Origin of the sequence: Leptolyngbya sp. GGD (assembly GCF_026735145.1) — a bacterium.
Taxonomy (GTDB): domain Bacteria; phylum Cyanobacteriota; class Cyanobacteriia; order Leptolyngbyales; family Leptolyngbyaceae; genus Leptolyngbya; species Leptolyngbya boryana.
In genome coordinates, this window is record NZ_JAPQKE010000003.1 from 291,984 (window position 1) to 314,741 (window position 22,758).

The window sequence follows — 22,758 nt, forward strand, 5'->3', positions numbered from 1 at the left end:
TTGTCTCGATCGCTCTGCCTCTGGTTAGACGAAGTTCGGATCCTGACTCTCTATCATCCGTCCAAGTGTTGTCTCTGCTTTCAGCCTGCCAACAAATGGCGAATGACATCGACTTCACGGTTCAGACAATAGAGGAACTTAGTGATGAAAGCTGTTGTGTTTCACGGAGTCGGTGATATTCGGTTAGATAATGTCCCTGAACCCAAGATAAAAGATCCCCTAGATGCGATCGTGCGATTGACTGCCAGTGCGATTTGTGGAACTGATCTTCATATGATTCGCGGAACGTTCGCAGGAATGAAGCCAGGAACCATTCTTGGACACGAAGGCGTGGGAATCGTTGAAGAAGTCGGCGCAAATGTGCGGAATCTGAACAAAGGAGATCGAGTGGTGATTCCGTCTACCATTGCGTGTGGCTACTGTTCATATTGTCGATCGGGCTACTATGCTCAATGCGACGTTGCCAATCCCAATGGTCCCGCTGCCGGAACCGCATTCTTTGGTGGACCCGAACCCACAGGACCGATCGATGGACTGCAAGCCGAGTATGCGCGGATTCCCTATGCCAGCACGGGTCTTGTCAAACTGCCTCAAGGTGTGACTGACGATGAAGCAATTCTACTATCCGATATTTTCCCAACCGCTTACTTCGGAGCAGAACTAGCAGAAATTACACCTGGAGATACAGTGGCAATCTTTGGCTGCGGTCCAGTTGGACAATTTGCTATTAAGAGCGCACAACTCTTGGGTGCAGGACGAATTTTTGCGATCGACACGATTCCGTCTCGTTTACAAATGGCAAAGGCACTCGGAGCCGAAATCATTGACTTTAATGTTGAAGATCCGGTCGAGACCCTGAAAAGTTTAACGGGAGGAGTGGGAGTCGATCGAGCGATCGATGCTGTCGGTGTCGATGCTGTTGCGCCGCATTCAGGTGCTGCTGCTCAAAAAGCTCAAGCACAAATGCAGCAGTTTCAGCAACAAGTCCATGAGATTGCGCCTCAAATCAATCCGCAGAATGGGAATTGGCATCCGGGAAATGCTCCTTCTCAAGCGTTGGAATGGGCAGTCCAAGCACTAGCAAAAGCAGGAACATTATCGATTATTGGGGTGTACCCCCTGACGCATAAGTTTTTCCCAATCGGGATGGCAATGAACAAAAATCTCACGATCAAGATGGGAAATTGCAATCACCGCAAATACATTCCGAAACTGATTGATATGGTACAAAGCGGAATGGTAACACCCACGCAAATTCTGTCACAAATCGAGCCGATGACTTCGGTGCTAGATGCTTATAAATCGTTTGATCAACGTAAACCAGGATGGGTCAAAGTAGAATTAGTACCCGGAGCCACAGCTTAAAACTATTTCTAACAAATTCAGAAACGTCTAAGAGCAGAGTTTAGAACATTTGGCAGAAGTCTTCCTAAAGGTCAAGGTACTTCCTAAAACCCTGACCTAATCTCTTAGATGTGTTTCATTCACCAAACGATAAAGCCTTCTAAGAAAGTATTTTCATAAGCTAGAACAAGGGGACAAAATGTTTTTTCACAAAAAAGAATCTATCCATACTGTCAATGTTGACGACGCAAATCCAAAATTTGCTCAATTACTATTAGAACAATTCGGGGGTGCCACGGGTGAGTTGACTGCTGCTCTACAGTACTGGGTACAGTCTTTTCACTGCGAAAATCCTGGCATTCGAGATATGCTCCAGGACATTGCGATCGAAGAGTTTGGGCACTTGGAAATGGTGGGCAAACTGATCGAATCCCATACCAAGAATGTAGACCAAACCGAAGCTTACAAGAGTTCTCTGTTTGCTGTGCGCGGGATGGGACCTCACTTCCTCGATAGCCAAGGCTCAGCTTGGACGGCTGCCTACATTAACGAAGGCGGTGATGTTGTCCGTGACTTACGCGCTAACATTGCCGCAGAAGCAGGAGCGCGACAAACTTATGAGGCGCTGATTAAACTCGCTCCAGACAAAGGAACTGAGAAAACGCTAGTCCATTTGCTAACTCGCGAAATTTCGCACACCCAAATGTTCATGAAAGCATTGGATTCTATGGGCAAACTGACTGATCCGATGTTTGGTAATATTCAACCGGATGAAACTGTGGATATCTACTACAACCTCTCTCAAAATGGTCAAGATCAGCGTGGTCCCTGGAATTCAGAACCCACGTTCAAGTATATTGCTGATCCGATGTCGCAAAAACCATAAACTGCGATCGACCCAGTTCTAAATAACCTTTCATGCTAGGAGCCTTGATCTTCAAGGCTCCGTTTTGCTATATAACCTCATGGGTCCTCGTTACTGTTCTGCCTGTGCGATCGCCATTCTCGTCTTCAATACAGAATCAGGATTCAAGCTAATCGAATCAATGCCCTGCTGAACTAGGAATTTGGCGAACTCTGGATAGTCACTGGGAGCCTGTCCACAGATGCCAATCTTACGTCCACAGCGTTTCACTTTCGCGATCGCCAGTCCGACCATTTGCTTGACCGCTTCATTACGTTCATCAAACAAATGAGCAACCAGTGAAGAATCGCGATCGAGTCCTAGTGTTAACTGAGTCAGATCATTCGACCCGATCGAGAAGCCATCAAACACCTCACAGAACTGAGTCGCTAACATGACGTTACTCGGCAACTCACACATAACATACACTTGCAGCCCATTTTCGCCACGAGTCAAACCGTATTTTGCCATCTCGGCTAGGACTCGTTTTCCTTCTTCGGGCGTTCGACAGAACGGAATCATCAGAATCACATTCGTCAATCCCATCTGATCTCGAACTCGCTTCATGGCTTGACATTCTAGGGCGAAGCCTTCTTGATACCGCTCATCATAGTAACGAGAAGCACCACGCCAGCCAATCATCGGGTTTTCTTCGCGGGGTTCAAACTGCCGTCCACCAAGTAAGTTCGCATACTCATTGCTCTTGAAGTCCGACATGCGAACAATCACAGGTTTCGGATAGAACGCAGCCGCGATCGTGCCAATTCCATAGGCTAACTTATCGACAAAGAACTGAGATTTGTCGTCGTATCCGGGAGTGAGTGCTGCAATTTGAGCTTGGGCAACGCGATCGTCTAGCTCATCAAAGTAAATCAATGCGAGTGGATGCGTTTGAATTTGATTGGCAATGATAAACTCCAAGCGTGCTAGCCCAACACCATCGTTTGGAATGGCAGCAAGACTAAATGCTTCCTGAGGATTGCCGACATTCATCAAAATGTCGGTTTTGGTCTGCGGTAAGGTTTCTAACTCAACTTCATTGATTTCAAACGGGATCATTCCCGCATAGACTCGCCCGGTTTCGCCTTCTGCACAACTTACGGTAATCGTTTGACCCGTATAGATTTGAGTCGTCGCATTGCCGCAGCCGACGATCGCTGGAATCCCCATTTCTCTTGCAATGATTGCCGCATGACAAGTTCGACCGCCTTGATTCGTCACGATCGCGCTTGCTTTTTTCATGATGGGTTCCCAGTCTGGATCAGTCCGATTCGTCACCAAAACATCCCCAGTTTGGAATTGATCAAGCTGATGCACATCAAGAATCACTCGTGCTTTACCTTGCCCGATCATTTCACCGACAGCCCGCCCCGTGATCATGGGTTCTGGAGGCGTAGCGACTAACCGATACGTGCGCAGAATTTGCTGAGTCTTTTGTGATTGCACCGTTTCGGGTCTAGCTTGCACAATAAACAGTTCGCCTGTGATGCCATCTTTTGCCCATTCAATGTCCATCGGCGTCGGAACGCCACGCACTTGTGAATAGTGGTCTTCAATGATGCAAGCCCAGTTTGCGAGTTGCAGAATCTCCTCATCTGCGATCGCAAATTGCTGCCGTTGTTCGAGTGAAACCGAGCGATTCTTCGTCGATTTAGTTCCACCGAGGTCATAGACCATTTTGATTTCTTTAGAACCGAGTCGCTTGTCCAGAATCGGACGATAGCCTTGTTTCAACGTCGGTTTGAAGACAACATACTCGTCAGGATTGACGGCTCCTTGCACCACGTTTTCGCCTAGACCGTAGGCTGCCGTGATCAACGCTGCATCTCTAAATCCCGTTTCAGTATCGATCGAGAACATCACGCCCGACGCAGCAAGGTCTGAACGCACCATTTTTTGCACCCCGACTGATAGTGCAATTTCTAAGTGATCAAAGCCGCGCAGTTGGCGGTAAGAAATTGCGCGATCGGTAAAGATCGAAGCAAAACATTTATGGCAGGACTCTAGTAAACTCGATAAGCCATGAATGTTCAAATAGGTTTCTTGTTGTCCTGCAAAACTGGCATCTGGCAAATCTTCTGCGGTCGCACTTGAGCGGACTGCTACATCGGTATCTGTTCCATATTCCTCACAAAGCGTTTGGTAAGCATTCGCGATCGCTTGTTCTAATTCGACCGGGAAAGGAGTTTGGAGAATCAGCGATCTTGCTTTTCTGCCCCGTTCTTGCAAATTTTGCACATCTTCGACATTCAAATCCGCGAACAGTTGACGCAGTTGTGTTTCTAATCCTGCACCTGCAATGAAAGAGCGGTAAGCAAATGCGGTCGTCGCAAATCCATTGGGAACATTCACGCCTTTGGATGTAAGTTGTTGAATCATTTCACCGAGTGAAGCATTCTTGCCGCCGACGATGGGAATATCTGCAATTCCAACTTGCTGAAAGGGCAACACCAGCGCTTGTGCTTTGGTGGATTCATTGATGAGGGAGTTCGATACTTGAGCTTCTAGCATAATTGCACTTCCCAACGGAATGTATCGGATAGGCTTCAAACCTGCTGAATTTATAGAAAAAAAGTTTGAGGAACTTGTGAGGAAAAAATCAGCAGCCCCTGTCCTACATACCTTGGGAATGAAAGACTTGCCACTGCACCTTATCTGGCTCGATTGTCATAGTGTGTTGATAATCCATAAAAGAGAACCCTTTTCCCAATAGATAGCTCATCACTAGACAAGTAACAGTTGTACTCAGAATCGATAGCAAATACGATACTGTAGAGTCAGAAATTAGAAGAATGGCAGGTTTTATGTCAACTACGTCTGAGATCGCATCCCCACAATTCGCGCTAGAGCACTTGCAATGGCGGTATGCTACGAAGCAATTTGATCCTGCTAAGAAGATTCCGACCGAAACCTGGAACGTCCTCGAACAGAGTCTAGTCCTCTCACCCTCTTCCTTTGGTTTACAGCCTTGGAAATTTCTAGTCATTCGCAATCTAGAACTTCGCCAACAACTGCTGGAGCATTCTTGGGGACAGAAGCAAGTTGTCGATGCCTCTCATCTCGTTGTATTCGCAATCCAGAAAAACATTGATGCCGCATACGTCGATCGCTATATTGCGCGGATGGCTGAAGTTCAACAAGTGCCTGTAGAGTCACTCCAAGGATTTGCTAATGTCGTCAAAGGCTTCCTTGACCAGCGCCCCTCTCCTTCAGATGTGCAGGCTTGGGCTACCCGCCAAGTCTATATTGCCCTGGGGCAGTTTATGACGACTGCTGCAATGTTGGAAATCGATACTTGCCCAATGGAAGGATTTGTTCCAGCCAAGTATGACGAGGTGTTGGGATTGAGTGAACAAGGATACGCTTCCGTTGTGCTTTGTCCTACGGGCTATCGGTCTGCTGAGGATAAGTATGCAGCCAAACCGAAAGTGCGGTTTGCAACTCAGGAGGTTGTTCAAAACCTCGACTAGGAGAGCTGTAGCAGAACTGAGAATGCAATTGTTGAGAACACAATTGTAGGGTAAGAGACTCTTCAAATTTCCACCTTCTTGTTGCTTAGACGATAAACGGGTTCCTTGAAAAATTCGTTTTTATAGAGAAGAGATGTAGAAACGCGGGACGATAAGCTTCATTCTTCTCAATAGCGTCTATTTTTCGAGGTGCCCTTTCGTTTTCCAAGGCGGATTATGGCTGCACAATAAGAAGCAGTCCTAAACTTCGATCGAGTCCTGTGCAGTTAAAACAAGTTCTGATTATTCATAAATCCGGTGATGCGCTCAGCCAACGATGGGCGAAAAAGTGTGCCGAAGCGTTAGAAAAGCGGGGTTGCAACGTCCTCATGGGACCAAGTGGTCCGAAAGACAATCCCTATCCTGTATTTCTAGCCTCCGTGTCTCTGCCGATCAATCTCGCTGTCGTACTTGGGGGAGATGGAACCGCATTGTCTGCTGCTCGGAATTTAGCCTCTGATGGCATTCCGATTTTAGCGGTGAATGTTGGGGGACATTTAGGCTTTCTGACCGAATCACCCGATGATTTTGACAGTGAGACGATTTGGGATCGATTAGAAGCCGATCGCTATGCCGTGCAGACCCGAATGATGCTTCAAGCAACCGTACATGAAGGAAATCGCACAAATTTAGAGCCTGTCAGCGATCGCTTTCTCGCCTTAAATGAGATGTGTATTAAGCCTGCATCTGCCGATCGTATGATCACCTCAATTTTAGAAATGGAAATTGATGGAGAAGTCGTCGATCAGTATCAAGGCGATGGACTGATTATTTCAACGCCGACCGGATCAACGTGTTATACGGTTGCAGCGAATGGTCCAATCATTCATCCCGGTATGGCAGCGATCTCCGTTACGCCGATTTGTCCCCTGAGTTTATCTAGTCGCCCGATTTTGATTCCGTCTGGATCAGTCGTGAGTATTTGGCCTTTGGCAGATTATGACTTGAGTACAAAACTTTGGATGGACGGAGTGCTGGCAACTTCGATTTGGCCTGGACAGCGGGTGGATATTCGGATGGCAGCAGAAGAAGCAAGATTTATCGTGCTGCGCGAAAATTACTCTTACTACCAGACGTTACGCGAGAAATTACAATGGGCAGGCGCTAGAATTCACTATCACAATAATCATCGCAATTAGATTACTTCTAGATAGCGATCAACCGCTTGTTCAATACTGAAATCATCGGCGCGAAATTTTAGCAGTCTCGGTGAGATGGGATGTTGAATTGAATTTTTCATCGCAGCAGCCATTGCTACTGGATCTGCGATCGGAACAATTTGCCCAAACTCGCCGCCAGATAAAATCTCATCTACGCCTGATCGGCACTGAGTTGCAATCACTTGGCACCCACATGCCATCGCTTCGATCAAGACCGTCGGCAGAGCTTCCCAGCGCGAGGATAAAACAAAAGCAGTGGCGCGACTCATGTATTGGTAGGGATTATAAACAAAGCCTGGAAGCTCGACATCGGCTTGTAACCCTAAGGATTGGATTTGAGCTTCTAACTGAGATCTCAAAGCTCCATCTCCTAAAATCACCAATCGAGCTGGCATCTCTTGTCGCAAAATTGAGAACGCTTGAATCAGCGTCGTAAAATCCTTTTGCGCCGCGAATCTTCCGGCTCCCAGAAAGACCGGAATCTCATCGGATGCAAACCAGGGATGATCTAGGTCTGATTGCGCTTGTTCAGTGAGACGAGAATTGACGACCGCATTTGCGATCGCCAGCACATTCGTGAGATTGTACTTACTTCTCAATTCTGCACCAATTTGCTGAGACACAGAAATCACAGCATCCGCATGTGGATAGAGCACTCGAATCAGCAGTGGGAGAAGTTTACTGTGAGGTTCACCGTCATGTTCATCGGTAGAGAGGGCAAGATGCTCCACCAGAACCAGTTTTGGGGCTGGAAACGTGAGAAATTTGCTGAGGGTCATGATCGCATTTGCAAAACACAAATTCGAGATCAAGGTTTTGGGTTGAACACGCCGAAGGTAATGAAGCAACGGAAACAACAGCTTGATCATACTAGACGTGCGGGCGGTGACAGGAGTTTGCAGATCAATCACATTCACCTGCTTTGACAAATCTGATAAAACAAATTGCGCAGAAGATGCGAGCAGTAAATCAATTTCAAACCCTCTAGCAATCAGTCCTTCGACTAAATTAAAGATAACTCTCGTGTCGCCAGTCATCTTATTACCGGCTAGCAAAATTGCAATTCGATCGCTCATGTCTTTCCCTCATTTCTCAGTCTAGAGAGTGCCCGAACGATCTCAGTATCTAAAACGTTCATGCTAAAAATCATGAATTGCAGAGCAGAACACTTGATTTATCTGATCAGAGCATTTGAGAATTAATGGACTGCAAGTTTAAGACAGAGATCTGCTGTGAGTGTTTTAATTCGATTAATTTTGGGGCTGATCTTCGCGATCGGGGGATTGTTTAGCTACTACGGCAATACCAGCCAAAACCCAGTCACAGGCGAAAATCAGCGAGTCCAACTGACTCCTCGACAAGAAATTGTGCTCGGACTACAAAGCCGTCAGCAAATGGCAGCCAGGCACGGTGGATTGTTTCCCGACCAAGGCTTGCAAACTTATATGGATGAGGTAGGACAGCGGATTGTGCAGCGCTCTAATGCGTCAAAATCGCCTTATACCTATGAGTTTCACCTCTTACGCGATCCGAAAATCGTGAATGCTTTCGCTTTACCGGGTGGGCAAGTTTTTATCACAGCAGCATTGCTTGGACAAATGAAGTCAGAAGCACAGTTAGCAGCCGTATTTGGACATGAGATCGGGCATGTCGTGGGTCGGCATGGAGCAGAACATTTAGCAAAACAGCAGTTAGGAAGCGCGCTAGTCACAGCAGTCGGGGTGGCAGCCAGTGGGGCGCAAGATGGCGGACAGGGTGCAGCCGCGATCGCACAAGCCACGAACCAGTTAGTGAATCTGCGCTACGGTCGCAATGATGAATCCGAAAGCGATCGCTTAGGACTCAAGTTTATGCTGGACGCAGGTTACGATCCCCGTGGCATTTTAGAAGTGATGCAGATTTTGGCAAAGAGTGCAGGGAGTGGACGACAGCCGGAGTTTCTCAGTTCTCATCCCGATCCCGGCAATCGGTTGCAGGCATTAAAAGCAGCAATTCAGAAACAATTTCCACAAGGATTGCCGAGAGATCTAGAAGATGGGCGCGATCGATTTGCTCAGGCAGTCTTGCGTAGATAGGGCGAGTTTGGATAGGTCAGACGGAGTAAAACTATGGAATTGACAGTGCTCTATTGGATATTGGTGGCAGTGATGGTGGTGGGAGTCGTAGGAGCAGTAGTTCCAGGGATTCCGGGGCCGAGTTTAATTTTAGTGGCAATTTTGCTGTGGTGCATTGTCACGAAATTTGCGATTCCGCTGCTGCCGCTCGGATTGATTTTTGTCGCCTTGCTGCTCAGTTCGGTTGTGGAATGGCTGGGATCTTACTGGGGTGCAAAACAGATCGGCGCAAGTCGGTGGAGCCAGATGGGGATGTTTATCGGGATGGCGATCGGCTTTTTTGGATTGCTGCCTGCACTGCCGCTCGGTGGACCGATCGCTGGAATTTTAGTCGGCGGATTGCTCGGGGGATTTATCGGTGAGTTTCTGTATCGCAGCGATTTGCCGACTTCAGAGCGGCTGAGAACGGCTGGACGAGTCACATTGGGAATTGGCTTTGGCGCACTGATTGGAAATCTTATTGAATTGGTTCTGGCGATCGCTGCGGTGGCAGTTTTTGTTTGGGTAACTTTGCCGTCGGTAATGTGGACATGATCCTGGGTTTGCCGTCTGCTACTCCAAAAGCATCACGCGGAGGTTTGAAAAAACTACAGACGGCTTCAGCAGTTCCGTCTTGCTCAAACAGTTCTAAAACTTTGTTGTCTTGAATCGTTGTTTTCGATCGACAATCGTAAATCTGTAAGGGTTTGACTGCGCCATCGACTTTGACGATCGCTCGGTATTCCCAATAGTTTTTAGCACTGCGCCGAATTGAAACAATGCAGACTTCCTGATCGTTGACTGGGCGACAGCGTTCAGCAGCGTAGGCGGGAAATGCAATGCTCAACCATAAAAGCAACGCAATCAGAAATCTTTTCACGGTTCTCAGCGACAAGTTGGAATTTGCTCGATCGTACAGGGTGCGCCGCCATCAATTCAAGCTTGCCGGTCGGGATATCTTTCGTGATCGAGCGATCACCCACTGGCTAACTTATGAGCATGTCGGGTGGTTTCTGGCAATCGATATTTTGTTGTACAACCCATTACATACGCGATCGCACTTTCTAAACGAATGCGATGTCCAGATGAAATATAAAGCGGTTTCGTCCCTGGACGAGTTCTGAGAACGGCTCCGATCGTGTTGCTTTTATAAATCAAAGGAACCCAAGCCCCGCGCTGATCCGGCGGTTCTTCGTGCTTGCCCACCAATCGAGACTTGCCGACTCCGATCGCAGGAAGATTCGTCAAGATCCCCAAATGACAGGCAATCCCAAACCGTCTCGGATGAGCTAACCCTTGACCATCACACAGCAACAAATCCGGGCTTGTCTTGACTTGCTCCAACGCATCTAGCACGGCTGGAACTTCACGAAATGAGAGAAAACCGGGAATGTAAGGAAAAGTAGTAGGGCGACGCGCGATCGCATGGTCACAGAACTCTAATTCGGGATACTTTAAGATCGCGACAGCAGCACGGGTAATCGTTCCCTCTGCTTCAAATCCGACATCGATCCCCGCCACATAGTTCACTGTCCCAAACTGATCGTCTGTGATCACTTCTTGGGATAGTTCTTGTTGAATGACGATCGCGGCTTCTGCGGTCAACACCCATTCGTGACGCTGTTCAATTTTCATGACTGGATGTGCCTGAACTTGTCGATCGACCTACAATGCCATTATCGCTTTTCAGGGCTGCAATGCTAGGACGTATACTCGACGCACGGTACAAAATTCTTCAACCCCTTGGCTCTGGTGGCTTTGGGCAAACGTACATCGCCGAAGACACTAAACGCCCCGGAAATCCTCGCTGTGTCCTCAAACATTTGAGTTTTTCGAGTCAAGATGAAGCCATTCTACGTCAAGTGCGGCGCATGTTCTTTGCAGAAGCAGAAACCCTGGAACGCTTGGGCAGACACGATCAGATTCCACGGCTTCTCGCTTATTTTGAAGAAGATCAAGAGTTTTATCTCGTTCAGGAATTCATTCAAGGGCATCCGTTGAGCGAAGAAATCGGCGGAGATCGCAGGCTTGCAGAAGCACAAGTCGTTGATTTGGTCGAAGATGTGACTCAAGTTCTAGGATATGTGCATGAGCAGGGCGTGATTCATCGCGATTTGAAACCCGAGAATTTAATCCGGCGCGATCGCGATCAGAAACTCGTACTGATCGACTTTGGAGCCGTCAAAACGATCTTAGAATCGTCGATCGCAACTGAACCCGTTGATCTCAGTGTTCCAATCTATACGTCTGGCTATGCCGCCAGTGAGCAATGTTTAGGTCAGCCCCGATATAACAGTGATTTCTATTCGTTGGGCATGATTGCCATTCAGGCTTTGACTGGAGTACGCCCGTCTCAACTGGCTTACGATCCTAATACTCATAACTTGCTTTGGCGAGATCGCGTCACGGTCAGCCATGATTTTGCCGCCGTTTTAGAGAAGATGACGCAGTTTCACTTCAACGATCGCTATCAAACTGCGGCAGAAATCTTAGAGGCACTCAATCAGGTCAAGTCCTCGATTTTTACGCAGATGCCAATTTCCGAGGCAAAAAATCGACTGCGATCGCCAAAACCTGTCTTGAACAAGCCGTTGAAAATGAGCGCGATCGCGGCCGGACTCACTGCGATCATTGGCGCTTCAGCTTGGACACTGACCCGCAACACTCCAACCCCGACCGACCCACCCGGACAACGCGGGCAATTTCTCAGCGTTGGACAAACGTTACTCAGTCCAAACACACCGCCACAACCCTTGAAACAAGCGGCAATCGACAAAATGAAAAGCGGCGAGTTTGCAGAAGCCGTCAGTTTGTTTGAACAAGCCCACAAAATCGATCAGAGCGATCCTGAAACGCTGATCTATCTCAACAATGCGCGAATTGGTTCCGAGCAGGCAAATACGATCGCTGTCGTTCTGCCGATTCGGACAAATCCAACAGCTTCGGCTGAAGTCTTGCGAGGAATTGCTCAGGCACAAGATCGGATCAATCAAACGAAAGCAATGAAATTGAAAATCGCGATCGCGTCTGATGATGCGAATCCGGATCTCGCTCGCCAAATTGCGACCCAACTGGTTCGCGATCCGACCGTCTTGGGCGTGATTGGACATGGAACGAGCGATACGACGCTGGCAGCAGGCAAGATTTACCAAGAAGGAGAACTGGTTGCAATATCTCCGGTGAGTTCAGCCAAGAATTTATCCGGATTTAGTCGCTATGTGTTCCGCACAATGCCAAGCGATGAACTGCCCGCCAAGCGGCTCGTAAGTTATATGACCAAACAATTGAAGAAGCGAAAAGCTGCCGTCTTTTTCAATTCCAAAAATCTCTATAGCAAATCGCTGACAGAAGCATTCAAAGATGCACTCTACTATGCGGATAAAGGTAAGGTCGTGCATGAAGTGGATTTGAGTAATCCTGCGATCGAAGTTGCAGAAAACGTTGCCCAAGCGATGAAAAAAGGCGCAGAAGTGATTTTCTTGGCTCCGAATGCAGAATTGCTCGATCGCACTCTACTTATCATTAATGCCAATCAGAAACGTCTGCCTATTCTCGCAGGAGATGCGTTGTACAATTCTCGAATTTTGACTGAGTTAGGAAGCGCAGCGAGTGGAATGGTTGTGGCGATTCCTTCGGCACAGACTCAGCTTCAGAATTCGCCCTTTGAACAGCAAGCGAAATCCGTCTGGGGGCGTGCCCCAGGCTGGCGATCGGCGTTAGGCTACGATGCGACGCAAGCCATGATCGCTGCACTGCAAAAAGCCCCAACGCGAAATGGTATTCGAGCGACACTTTCAACCCCAAGCTTTACCACAATTGGGGCAGTTCAGTCCGTCAGTTTTACCCCAGAAGGCGATCGTGAAACAGAAATTACGCTCGTGCGAGTCACAGGTGCGAAATCTGGCAAATTTATCTTTCAACCGATTCCGAAATAGCAGAGGGTTCGAGACTGCGTTCCTGTCCTGCACCGGATTCAAAACCCGGTGCTAACTGTGCGAACTCCCTCAAGGGACTCCCGAACCTAGCTAATGGCTTAGAGATACAGTCTCTTCAGAGACTCCGTTCGATGAGCACGGGGTTTCTAACCTCGCGCGGGGTTATTTCAATGGCTGAACTAATTCAATGGCTGTACCACAGGCGCAGGTGCGGCTTGAGGCTGAGTTTGCAGCATTTGGCGACGTTTATTGAGAAACTCTGCTGTTGCAGCGTCTAGGCTTTCTCGTTGCTGTTGACGAAAAGCTTCGGGATCAACGCTGCCTTGCGAAACTCGTTGAATCAAGTCCATCAGACTGCTCGTTGCGTTATCGCCTCGGTTGTTGAATAAGTTGCTGAGCGAATCTTGAGATTGGGGATCTCTAAGCAGATCAGCACTGCTCGGAGCTTGTTGGGCATGTGAGGGAGCAGCGATCATTGCTATTCCAAACCCTGCAATCAAACCGAGCGCGCATTTTTTCTTAGACATGACACTGAACTCCACAGGATGGTTTTTGTAAGTTGCCCTATCGATATTTTACAAACGACGAAATCTTTTGAAAATTTCTCCTGAAAAATTGTTGAAACAGCGATCGACTTAATTTAGCGCTTCTCTATCAGTCCTGAATCAATTGTGAAGTGGGGAGTGGTTGCGGATCGCTATCTTTAGAATTTCTCCCCGAATCCAAATTGGAAACGCCCTTCGCCTTGATCGTTAATTCCATAGCCTGCTCGAATTGTTCCCAGAGGCGACTTTAAGCGAATCCCTAAGCCAAACCCAAAACCAGTTCCGGGACGATTCCGAACAATGCCAGGTTCACCTAACACTGTATCTGCAGATCCGAGATCAGACGCAAAGTCGGCAAACACGGCTCCGCCAATGATGCTGTAAATCGGGAAGCGATACTCTGCCGAAGCTAAAACAAAACTCCGTCCGACTCCAACTTCTCCGACTCCATACCCTCGAACTGAATTGGGGCCGCCGAGCGTATAGGCATTGTAGGGCGGCAAATCTCCGATCGTGGTTCCTGCCTGCACATTAAATGCCAACACTTCTGGCTGCTGCTGCGTTTTTTCTAAATTAAAGAAATTCACTGGCATATACTGCGAGTAGTTCGCTTGCAGACGATTCGAGAGAATGTTCCCTCGACCGATCGGAATCGATTGCTCGGTACTGAGCGTCAAAATCGAACCACTCGACGGATCGATCGCGCTATTGCGCTGATCTCGAACGGCTGTAAAACTGAGCGTCGTCAGATCATCAATCCCAGTACCACTCCAGGAAAGCGGTGCGCCATTTGCATCGCGTCGCGCGACATCACCATCGCGATCGCGAATACTCACTCGCGTATAGTTCAAGCCCAACGTTCCATCCCAACCATTCCCAATTGGACGATTGACCGCAACGGTTCCCCCAAATCGACCTTCTCTTGGGCGATCGCCATTTGCTAATTCGCTCTGCTCGTCATCAAACACCCGCGACACCCCACGTCGCCGGAATCCGCTGATACTGTAGCCAAGCTTATCGGGTTCTGTCGCGCGATAAGGACTGACAAATCTGCCATCAAACTGTGCATCTTTTGTCCCGATCGAGGCATTCCCACTCAACTGTTGCCCAACTCCATTGAAGTTGTTATCGCTGTAGTTGAAGTTGCCAAAGATGCCTAAATCATCATTAAAGCCACCACTGACATTTAAGGCACGACTGCGCGCCTCAGTCAGGTTATACACAACCGTGGTTTGACGGGCATCGCCTTCGAGTGAAACCCGCCCATTTGTAAACAGTCCTGTTTGCAAAATGCGCTGAAGATCTTGACGAGCCGCAGATTCTTGAAAGATCTGACCGGGCTTTAGTTGGATCTGATTGCGTAGAAAACTTTCGCGGGTTCTGCCGCGCACAGGTTCACCTTGATCATTCACCAGTCTGCCTTGCTCATCCGTAAAGCGAATTTGAATATCGCTCACTGCCCCTTCTGCAACTTCCAGCGTTAAGACTCCATCCCGACTCGGAACGACCCCAATCACACGCGCTAAAGTGAATCCATTCTGGCGATACCAAGCATTGATTTGACGAATGCTTTCATTAATTGCTGTTGGGCTGACGGGCGCGCCAAGTTGTGATTGGAAAAATTGATTGGCGATCGCAGGTGTCAACGCCTGAGCATTCACCAAATTCACTGTGCGTACTGTCGTCGGTTGCACTTGAAACGTCACACTCAATCCATTCGGATTCGCTTGAGTCGTAAAGTTTGCCGTACTAAACAGCCCCGTTTCTAAAATGGCGGCGATATCGCTCTGAAGCTGAGGAGTACTAACATTTCCGCCCGCTTGAGTGCGGATCTTAGAGCGAATGATCGATTGCAGCTCCGAGTCTGCACCCACAATTTGCACATCGGTTGCTGTGAGAACGAGATTAGCAGGAACCGGAGCCGGGGTTGCAGGAGTCGGGGTTGGACGAGGGCTAGTTTGAGCGGTTGAGGCAGGCGAACGACTCGGAACGATCCACTCTTGCGTCGGAGAAACGGGTTGATAGGTCTGCTCAAATTGGGCTTGAGCAAGTTGGGAAGGGCGCGAAAATTCTGGAGCCGCGACAGGAGTTGCGATCGCGGGAACGAGTTGAGCGGAGCGCGAAAATTCTGGAGCCGCGATCGCTTGCTTAACGGCAGCACTCTTCGGACTCGGAGCGTCTGAAACGCTCTGCGTCTGAGTAGACTCAGCTTCAATCGGAACAATTTCATCGAGATTCGTCGCGCTCGTTGCTGCTGCTGTTTGCGCGAGATCTGATATGGAAATTAATCCGATCGTACAAGCCGTTAATGTAGAAATTCGCATTGCTAAACTCACAGAATTAGAGCACTCAATTCAACAATCAGAAGCCAAGATTTAAGAGTAGTTGTATCAGAAAATTGAGCTGATCTCACGGATGAATTCGTGATCCCTCGAACAGCTTTGTGATCAAAAGTTGTAGTACCTATTGAAGAAGAATTGAAACCTAGAGTTCCCCAAATATGAATGAGCCGATGTATCCACTCGGTCTTCCACCGAATGCCTGGTATGTGAATTCCACGATCGCAGATCTAACTCGATCTCCTATTCCTCCTCAAATCATTACGGTCGAAACCGCAACAAAAAAAATACGATTAGACCTAAACAAATCTGCATTGATTGTCATCGATATGCAGAATGATTTTTGTCACCCGGATGGATGGTTAGCCCATATCGGAGTGGATGTTACCCCTGCACGATCGCCAATTGTGCCGATTCAACAATTTCTACCGATCGCGCGACAAGTTGGTCTATCGATCGTTTGGGTCAATTGGGGAAACCGTCCTGACTTACTGAATATTAGCCCCGCAACACGATATGTCTACAATTCAGACGGACAAAGTGTAGGACTCGGCGATCCGCTCCCGAAAAATCAGGCTCCCGTTTTAGAAAAAGGCAGTTGGGCGGCAGCGATCGTCGATGAACTTCAACCGATAGAAGGTGATATTCAAATCGATAAATATCGAATGAGTGGATTTTGGGATACACCGCTGGATAGTATTCTGCGAAATTTAGGAAAAACGACGCTATTTTTTGCAGGCGTAAATGCAGATCAGTGTGTGATGGCAACTCTACAAGATGCAAATTTCTTAGGATACGATTGCATTTTGTTAGAAGATTGCACGGCAACAACTTCGCCGGATTTTTGTTGGCAAGCCACTCTGTATAATGTCAAACAATGCTTTGGATTTGTATCCAGTTCCATCTCTGTTTTGAATGGGATAAAATCCAGGGTTAAAGATAAAAATTAACTGATTAGCTCTCATCACTTTACATCTGCCTGCTGAATTCATGATTGAGTTCATCACGGAGTCCATCACTCTGATACTCAAGCAACGGAATTCCAGCGTGGCATCTTGTTGCTGAGTTCCTATGTGAGGAGAAGTATGACATTTTTTGATAGTTTGAATTCGTTCAAAGCACCTGATTTTAATGGAGATGGGCGGACTGATTTATTCAGTTTTGATCTCACGACACGCATTCCAGAAATTAATTTATCAGCCAATATCAGAACGAGTGCATCAAGTCCGATCTTCTTCATTCCAGAAGGTTGGCAGACTCCAAAATATGGCGACTTTAATCAAGACGGTAAAACGGATCTCGTTTGGCGAAATCCCAAAACTGGAGAAAATGCAATTTGGCTGATGGATGGAACTTCATCCTTGGATGCCCAATGGCTTGATTCTCTGCAAGGGACATGGACAGAAGTGGTCGGCGATTTTGACGGCAACGGAACCAGCGATTTGTTTTGGTATAACTCTACGACTGGGGAGTTCCAGATCTGGGCAATGAATGGGGCGCAGCGTGTGAAACGCTCGATCGCTCAGATTGAACCGGGTTGGGAACCTGCTGCTGCAAATTTTATAAGTGATCATCGCCATGAATTATTCTGGCGCAATCCGTTGACAGGACAGAATGCCGTCTGGACAATCGATCCGCAGACACTGGGTATCTCCGGAGAATGGCTTGAGGCGAAGTCTCCAACTTGGAACTATGAAATGATTGACTACAACGGCGATGGGCGCAGTGATTTGTTTTGGCGCGATCGCTTAACCGGACAAAACCAAATTTGGCTTTGGACAAGCGACAGTCTGCAACCTGATCCAATCGCGATCGATTTACCCAGCACAAGCAGCGATTTTGTGATCAAAACGGGCGATTTTGATGGCAATCACAAAACAGATTTTCTCGTTCGCAATCCAAGTACAGGCGAGAATCAAATCTGGCGCGCCGGAGACATCGAAGTGCAAATTTCCGATATTCCAGCGCAGTCTGCTACATTCTTTCCCGAAATTGGAGATTACAACGGCGATCGGTTTTCAGATATTCGTTGGGTCAGTGTGACGGGTCAGGAAAATGTGATTTGGTTCAGCGATGGGAAACTACCTCAGTCAATAGCAACCGAGTAAATCTGATGGGAGATAGGGCAAAACTCTAAAATCATGGCTGTTTCTCCCCGTCTCCCCATCCCACAAGATGGATGCAACCGATCGCTTAATACTTAAACAATCCAACCCCTTGAACTTTATAGCCCGTCGGTTCCAGAATTTTCTGAGCCGCCTGCTTGCCTGAAATCGTTGCACCTTCCATGCTATCGATATAGTCCTGTTGAGTATAACTGCCTGCTAAGAAGAAATTCTCGATCGGCGTTTTTTGCGAAGGACGATACGGATCCTTTCCGGGTTCTTCCCGATACAGCGACTGTGCTAGCTTCACCACGTTAAACCAGGTCATATTCAGTTCGCGCGAGGAAGGAAACAGATCATGAATTTGCTTGAGAGCATGTTGAGCAATGTCTTCATTACTCATTGGCACAAACGGATCACCCGGCGTGAGCACGACTTGCATCAAAGAGCCTTGACCTTCTCGGTAGTAATCTTTCGGACTTGTCAGTGCTAGATCTGCAAAACAAGAAAAATCTGCGTCCGAACTGTAGAGCAAGTTATCAATTCCGGCTGCATGGTCAACTTGCTTTCTCGCGGCTGGATCATTCATTTCTGTCACCCAGCCGTCAAATCTCATTTGCACTGTTGCGACTGGAACTGCTTCGAGTTTGTAGATATTGTCAAACTCCTTGATACTGCGCCATTCCTGGGGAAGCAGTCTCTGAATTCCAGGAACATCACAGGCTGCAAGATAGGCATCAGCAGTAATAATCTCTTCGGTTTCACCATTCGCGATCGCAAGTCCAGTCACGATCGTATTCGTTCCCTCACCTTCAAACAAAATCCGTCGGGTTTGTCTGCGGGTGTGAATCTTTGCACCTCTCGCTTCTAGATAATCCACGATCGGTTTGTGCAAATATTCCGCAGGTGAGCCAGATAGCATGTTCAATTGCGACGCTTCTGTTTTCGCGGCGAACATCATAAAGATGGTTAACATGCAGCGTGCAGAAATATTTTCGGTATCGATGAAGCCGAGAGCGAGAGCGATCGGATCCCACATTTTCTTCAAGCTATTTTGAGATCCGCCATGACTGCGGAACCAATCAGCAAAGCTAACTCCATCCAACGCGCGAATCATTTTCATCGCGGCATCGAAATTAATCAGCCCCGGAACAATCGGACTTGTCCCCAGCGCGATCGCGTTTTGCAATTTATCTTGAATCGTGAGTTGTCCGGTTGTAAAGAACGCCTTCAATCCGTGAAATGGCGCACCGACTAAGAAGCGAAAATCTAGCTTGCCAAGTTCACCGCCACGATTCACAAACGTGTGAACATGTTCTTTCGGCAGCAATTCTTGATATACGCCGACCTTTTTCATTAAGGCGAATAGATTCGCGTAATTGTTGAAAAACACATGCAATCCCATCTCAATGTGATTGCCATCCGCATCGATCCAACTGCCCACTTTCCCGCCGACAAACGATCGTGCTTCAAAGATTTCAACTTCGTGACCCGCATCGACTAATTCTACGGCTGCGGCTAATCCCGCTAATCCTGCCCCAACGATCGCAACACGCATTCGCTCATCTCACTGACATGACTTCATTAAGAAATTTTAACGCTGTTGTGTGATCAAATGTGGAAATTGAGGCATTCTAACGGGGTCGAATTTGTTCTCTGCTCATGGTTAAGGTTTTGTCACTCGTCGCAATGCTAGGATTTCTCACAAGCTGTACTCCTTTACCCACAAAGATCAGAGCCTACGTCGAGTCTCGTCCCGTTGATCCAACGCCCTACGAGAAACAAGGTTTGGTTGCAGTACAACCTGATGCACCCAAGCCTTCTGGATCTGAGATAAAGCTCCCGCCAACGGTCACAGTAAAACCGGGTCAGAAACTTTCTGAGGAAGAAATCAAGACTTTACTGACTCAAGCCGATGATAAAGCGGCGAGTGCGACTAACCTTTCAAGAGTGGCGCAGTCGAAGGATGATTGGAGACTGGTGATCGATCGCTGGAAATTAGCGATCGATATTCTCAAACCTGCGGCGCAAATTCCTCGAATTCGCAAGCAATTGTCCGAGTATCAAACCAATTTGACAGCAGCACAGGTACAAGCCAGCACGAATCCAAGACAAATAGAAGCAACCGAGCGATCGACCAGTGATGGGATTCCCCTAACAATTCAAGCGCCTTCACCGTCTCCGTCGCCGTCTGCATCGCCATCTCCGACAGCATCTCCTTCATCGACAGCATCTCCGTCCCCATCTCCATCTCCCTAGAGTTGGTCAAGATTCTCACACTGTCAAACCTGCTCAAGCCGCAGCACATCAGTCTGAATTCAACAACAATTCAATCAACGCTTGCGTGATTGGAAATCCAGTCTGTTGTTCAAAGGCTAAGAAGGATGGATTGGGATTCGCTTCGAGAAAGAGATACTCGCCGCTCGGTGTTAATCTCCAATCAATCATCAGCCATTCCGCATCCAAGGCTTGAGCGATCGCAATTGCCTGCTGGCACATCGCTTTCGGAAAGATGATCGGAATGACTTTAACATCGTCATCCTCATGAAAATCCAATGCAGCACTGCAAATCTCGGCTGCATAAACAGTGTCACCAATGACATACGATCGAATATTTGCTCCCGCAATGTATTCGCACAGCGTCACAGGCGCAATTTTTAGACTCAATTTCAAGCGTTCAGGATTCAAGTGTTCTGCTGAAATGAGTTGGGTTCTAGCTCCGCCATAAATTGGTTTGAAGGTCGTTTTGGAATGTCGATAGACGAACTCTCGCACTGAAGTTGGATCATTCGTGACGATCGTATCGGGAAGGTTGACTCCTAATTGATGAAGTTTGCTGAGTTGCAGCGGTTTCTCGCGATGCAGTTGATACGCCTGTATGGGATTCACCCAGTGGATTGAAGGAATTTGAATCAGAGAGCGAACGAGCGCGATCGCATCTTGATACGCGGCTTTTTGCACCGATGCATGAGGTAATCTGGGCACTCGTACCCCGGCAAAATGTCGCCAGAACACACTGCGAATCTGGCTGACTGCTAAGTGCCGCCCATCTGCCAGACGCAATAAGCCTTCTTGAGATACGGGCGACCAAGTAATTTGTGCTTGGGTCGGAAACGTTGCCACATCCCAGTAGTGACAGACAATTCCCAATCGTTCTAAGGTTTGATACAGATGTGATGCATGAAGATCCGCGGCATGTCCCAAAATCAGCACGGTCATATAGATGTAAGTCAGAAGTTTGCCAGATTGAGAAGCAATCGACGGACAATTGATAGTTTCTATCTACGATCTTGTGACCCGAAATCAGGGTAATTTGGTACGTTAAGGATAACGTTGCACAGGAATGATCATGACGGCAGTAGTGACCCAACCCAATTGGCAAGCGATCGCACGCGAATTTGAAGCAGTTGTGGGAAAATCGGGGGTTGTGCAACGCCGCGAAGAACTTTTGGTTTATGAGTGTGATGGCTTGACGAGCTATCGAGAACGTCCCGCGATCGCAGTGTTACCGCGCACGACAGAAGAAGTCGCAGAAGTCGTGAAGATTTGCGCGCGCGCTTCGGTTCCCTTTGTGGCGAGAGGTTCGGGCACAGGACTGTCAGGTGGCGCTTTACCGATCGAGAATTGTGTCTTGATTGTTACCTCTTTGATGCGGAAAATTCTTCAGGTGGATTTGGAAAATCAGCGCGTGATTGTTCAACCGGGCGTGATCAATAGTTGGGTGACTCAGACGGTGAGTGGAGCCGGATTTTACTATGCGCCCGATCCATCGAGTCAGATTATTTGTTCGATCGGCGGTAATGTAGCTGAGAATTCCGGCGGGGTGCATTGTCTGAAATATGGAGTGACGACGAATCATGTGTTGGGGGTGAAGATTGTCACTCCCGAAGGCACGATCGTGGATTTGGGCAGTGAGATTCCCGAATCGCCAGGATACGATCTGACCGGAGTGTTCGTTGGGTCAGAAGGAACGCTCGGAATCGCGACTGAAATCACGTTGAAAATTTTGAAAACACCAGAGTCGATTCGGGTGCTTTTAGCAGATTTTATGAGTGTTGAAGCGGCGGGAGCCACGGTATCTGACATTATTGGTGCTGGCATCATTCCAGGCGGGATGGAAATGATGGATAACATGAGTATCAATGCAGTCGAAGATGTCGTCGCGACTGGGTGTTATCCACGTGATGCGACTGCGATTTTGCTGGTGGAAGTAGATGGCTTAGAAGTTGAAGCAGACTTGAACAGTCAGCGAGTCGCGGAGATTTGTAAAAAAAATGGAGCGCGAAATGTCACGGTAGCAACCGAAGCGGACGAGCGACTAACAATTTGGAAGGGACGAAAAGCAGCATTTGCGGCAATGGGGAAGATGAGTCCCGATTACTATGTGCAAGATGGGGTGATTCCGCGCACGAAGTTGGAATATGTGCTGCGTGAAATTGAAGCCTTGGGACAAAAGTTTGGCTACAACGTGGCGAATGTGTTTCATGCAGGCGATGGGAATTTGCACCCGTTGATTTTGTATAACAATGCGATTCCAGGTGCGTTAGAAGAAGTCGAAGCGTTGGGGGGAGAGATTCTGAAGCTCTGTGTGAAAGTGGGGGGAAGTATTTCTGGGGAGCATGGCATTGGAGCGGATAAGCGGTGCTATATGCCAGAGATGTTTTCGCCTGCGGATTTGGAGTCGATGCAGTGGGTGAGGTTGGCGTTTGATCCACAGGGAATTGCCAATCCGACAAAGTTATTCCCGACTCCTCGGACTTGTGGAGAAGCGGCACAAGCGCATGGACAGAAGGTTTTTGAGGGCGTTGAGCGGTTTTAGGTGAA

General features: G+C 48.0%; 19 protein-coding genes. 11 read left to right on the plus strand and 8 right to left on the minus strand.

Annotated elements, in window-relative coordinates:
- Window positions 1–144 precede the first annotated feature (144 nt).
- Window positions 145–1,365, plus strand: coding sequence for a zinc-dependent alcohol dehydrogenase (locus OU814_RS16305; RefSeq protein WP_268184305.1), 1,221 nt, complete (start codon window positions 145–147; stop codon window positions 1,363–1,365).
- A 178-nt stretch (window positions 1,366–1,543) separates the two neighbouring features.
- Entirely contained in the window at window positions 1,544–2,230 is a 687-nt protein-coding gene (locus tag OU814_RS16310; RefSeq protein ID WP_268184309.1) for a manganese catalase family protein, read from the plus strand.
- Window positions 2,231–2,320: 90 nt separating this feature from the next.
- On the opposite strand, the gene ppsA is transcribed toward OU814_RS16310, so the two are convergent.
- Window positions 2,321–4,759 (minus strand): phosphoenolpyruvate synthase, encoded by a 2,439-nt coding sequence (gene ppsA / locus OU814_RS16315; protein ID WP_268184312.1) that lies wholly within the window; start codon window positions 4,757–4,759, stop codon window positions 2,321–2,323.
- A gap of 293 nt (window positions 4,760–5,052) precedes the next feature.
- Here ppsA and OU814_RS16320 point away from each other — a divergent pair, with 293 nt between their 5' ends.
- Both OU814_RS16320 and OU814_RS16325 read left to right on the plus strand, forming a co-directional pair.
- Window positions 5,053–5,718: an NAD(P)H-dependent oxidoreductase gene (locus tag OU814_RS16320; protein ID WP_268184314.1), complete on the plus strand. Its 666-nt coding sequence runs from the start codon at window positions 5,053–5,055 to the stop codon at window positions 5,716–5,718.
- A 260-nt stretch (window positions 5,719–5,978) separates the two neighbouring features.
- Window positions 5,979–6,896: an NAD(+) kinase gene (locus tag OU814_RS16325; protein WP_017287781.1), complete on the plus strand. Its 918-nt coding sequence runs from the start codon at window positions 5,979–5,981 to the stop codon at window positions 6,894–6,896.
- Here the strand turns inward: OU814_RS16325 and OU814_RS16330 are convergent.
- Window positions 6,893–7,993 carry a glycosyltransferase gene (locus OU814_RS16330; protein ID WP_268184316.1) on the minus strand — a complete coding sequence of 367 codons (1,101 nt, stop codon included), beginning with the start codon at window positions 7,991–7,993 and terminating at the stop codon, window positions 6,893–6,895. The two genes, OU814_RS16325 and OU814_RS16330, sit on opposite strands and share 4 nt — an antisense overlap.
- A 156-nt stretch (window positions 7,994–8,149) precedes the next feature.
- Between OU814_RS16330 and OU814_RS16335 the strand changes: the two genes are divergently transcribed.
- Window positions 8,150–8,992 carry a M48 family metalloprotease gene (locus OU814_RS16335; protein ID WP_268184319.1) on the plus strand — a complete coding sequence of 281 codons (843 nt, stop codon included), beginning with the start codon at window positions 8,150–8,152 and terminating at the stop codon, window positions 8,990–8,992.
- A gap of 33 nt (window positions 8,993–9,025) precedes the next feature.
- A complete protein-coding gene (locus tag OU814_RS16340) occupies window positions 9,026–9,565 on the plus strand; it encodes a DUF456 domain-containing protein (protein WP_017287784.1) in 540 nt (179 codons plus the stop codon).
- Here the strand turns inward: OU814_RS16340 and OU814_RS16345 are convergent.
- The gene (locus OU814_RS16345) at window positions 9,489–9,890 is read right to left on the minus strand and encodes a hypothetical protein (RefSeq protein WP_190649891.1); all 402 of its coding nucleotides are present in this window, start codon (window positions 9,888–9,890) and stop codon (window positions 9,489–9,491) included. The genes OU814_RS16340 and OU814_RS16345 overlap by 77 nt on opposite strands.
- Window positions 9,891–9,985: 95 nt before the next feature.
- Window positions 9,986–10,645, minus strand: a complete 660-nt coding sequence (gene nfi, locus OU814_RS16350; RefSeq protein ID WP_190649888.1) for a deoxyribonuclease V — start codon at window positions 10,643–10,645, stop codon at window positions 9,986–9,988.
- 35 nt (window positions 10,646–10,680) lie between these two features.
- Here nfi and OU814_RS16355 point away from each other — a divergent pair, with 35 nt between their 5' ends.
- Entirely contained in the window at window positions 10,681–12,945 is a 2,265-nt protein-coding gene (locus OU814_RS16355) for a bifunctional serine/threonine-protein kinase/ABC transporter substrate-binding protein (RefSeq protein WP_268184324.1), read from the plus strand.
- Window positions 12,946–13,124: 179 nt separating this feature from the next.
- Here the strand turns inward: OU814_RS16355 and OU814_RS16360 are convergent, their stop codons facing one another.
- Together OU814_RS16360 and OU814_RS16365 are read right to left on the minus strand one after the other, a co-directional pair.
- Entirely contained in the window at window positions 13,125–13,472 is a 348-nt protein-coding gene (locus OU814_RS16360; RefSeq protein WP_268184326.1) for a hypothetical protein, read from the minus strand.
- 176 nt (window positions 13,473–13,648) lie between these two features.
- Complete coding sequence (locus OU814_RS16365; RefSeq protein ID WP_268184328.1) at window positions 13,649–15,814, minus strand: BamA/TamA family outer membrane protein; 2,166 nt, start codon at window positions 15,812–15,814, stop codon at window positions 13,649–13,651.
- A 176-nt stretch (window positions 15,815–15,990) separates the two neighbouring features.
- Between OU814_RS16365 and OU814_RS16370 the strand changes: the two genes are divergently transcribed.
- Window positions 15,991–16,779: a cysteine hydrolase family protein gene (locus tag OU814_RS16370; RefSeq protein WP_268184330.1), complete on the plus strand. Its 789-nt coding sequence runs from the start codon at window positions 15,991–15,993 to the stop codon at window positions 16,777–16,779.
- 135 nt (window positions 16,780–16,914) lie between these two features.
- Window positions 16,915–17,937, plus strand: coding sequence for an FG-GAP repeat domain-containing protein (locus tag OU814_RS16375; RefSeq protein WP_268184332.1), 1,023 nt, complete (start codon window positions 16,915–16,917; stop codon window positions 17,935–17,937).
- 85 nt (window positions 17,938–18,022) lie between these two features.
- Here the strand turns inward: OU814_RS16375 and zds are convergent, their stop codons facing one another.
- A complete protein-coding gene (gene zds / locus OU814_RS16380; protein ID WP_190649876.1) occupies window positions 18,023–19,492 on the minus strand; it encodes a 9,9'-di-cis-zeta-carotene desaturase in 1,470 nt (489 codons plus the stop codon).
- A 104-nt stretch (window positions 19,493–19,596) separates the two neighbouring features.
- Here zds and OU814_RS16385 point away from each other — a divergent pair, with 104 nt between their 5' ends.
- On the plus strand, window positions 19,597–20,193 hold the full coding sequence (locus OU814_RS16385) for a hypothetical protein (RefSeq protein ID WP_268184334.1): 597 nt from the start codon (window positions 19,597–19,599) through the stop codon (window positions 20,191–20,193).
- Between the two features lie 48 nt (window positions 20,194–20,241).
- Here OU814_RS16385 and OU814_RS16390 read toward each other — a convergent pair whose 3' ends face one another.
- Window positions 20,242–21,153: an MvdC/MvdD family ATP grasp protein gene (locus OU814_RS16390; RefSeq protein WP_268184336.1), complete on the minus strand. Its 912-nt coding sequence runs from the start codon at window positions 21,151–21,153 to the stop codon at window positions 20,242–20,244.
- Between the two features lie 130 nt (window positions 21,154–21,283).
- On the opposite strand from OU814_RS16390, the gene OU814_RS16395 reads away from it, so the two are divergent.
- Window positions 21,284–22,753: an FAD-linked oxidase C-terminal domain-containing protein gene (locus tag OU814_RS16395; RefSeq protein WP_268184338.1), complete on the plus strand. Its 1,470-nt coding sequence runs from the start codon at window positions 21,284–21,286 to the stop codon at window positions 22,751–22,753.
- Window positions 22,754–22,758 lie beyond the last annotated feature (5 nt).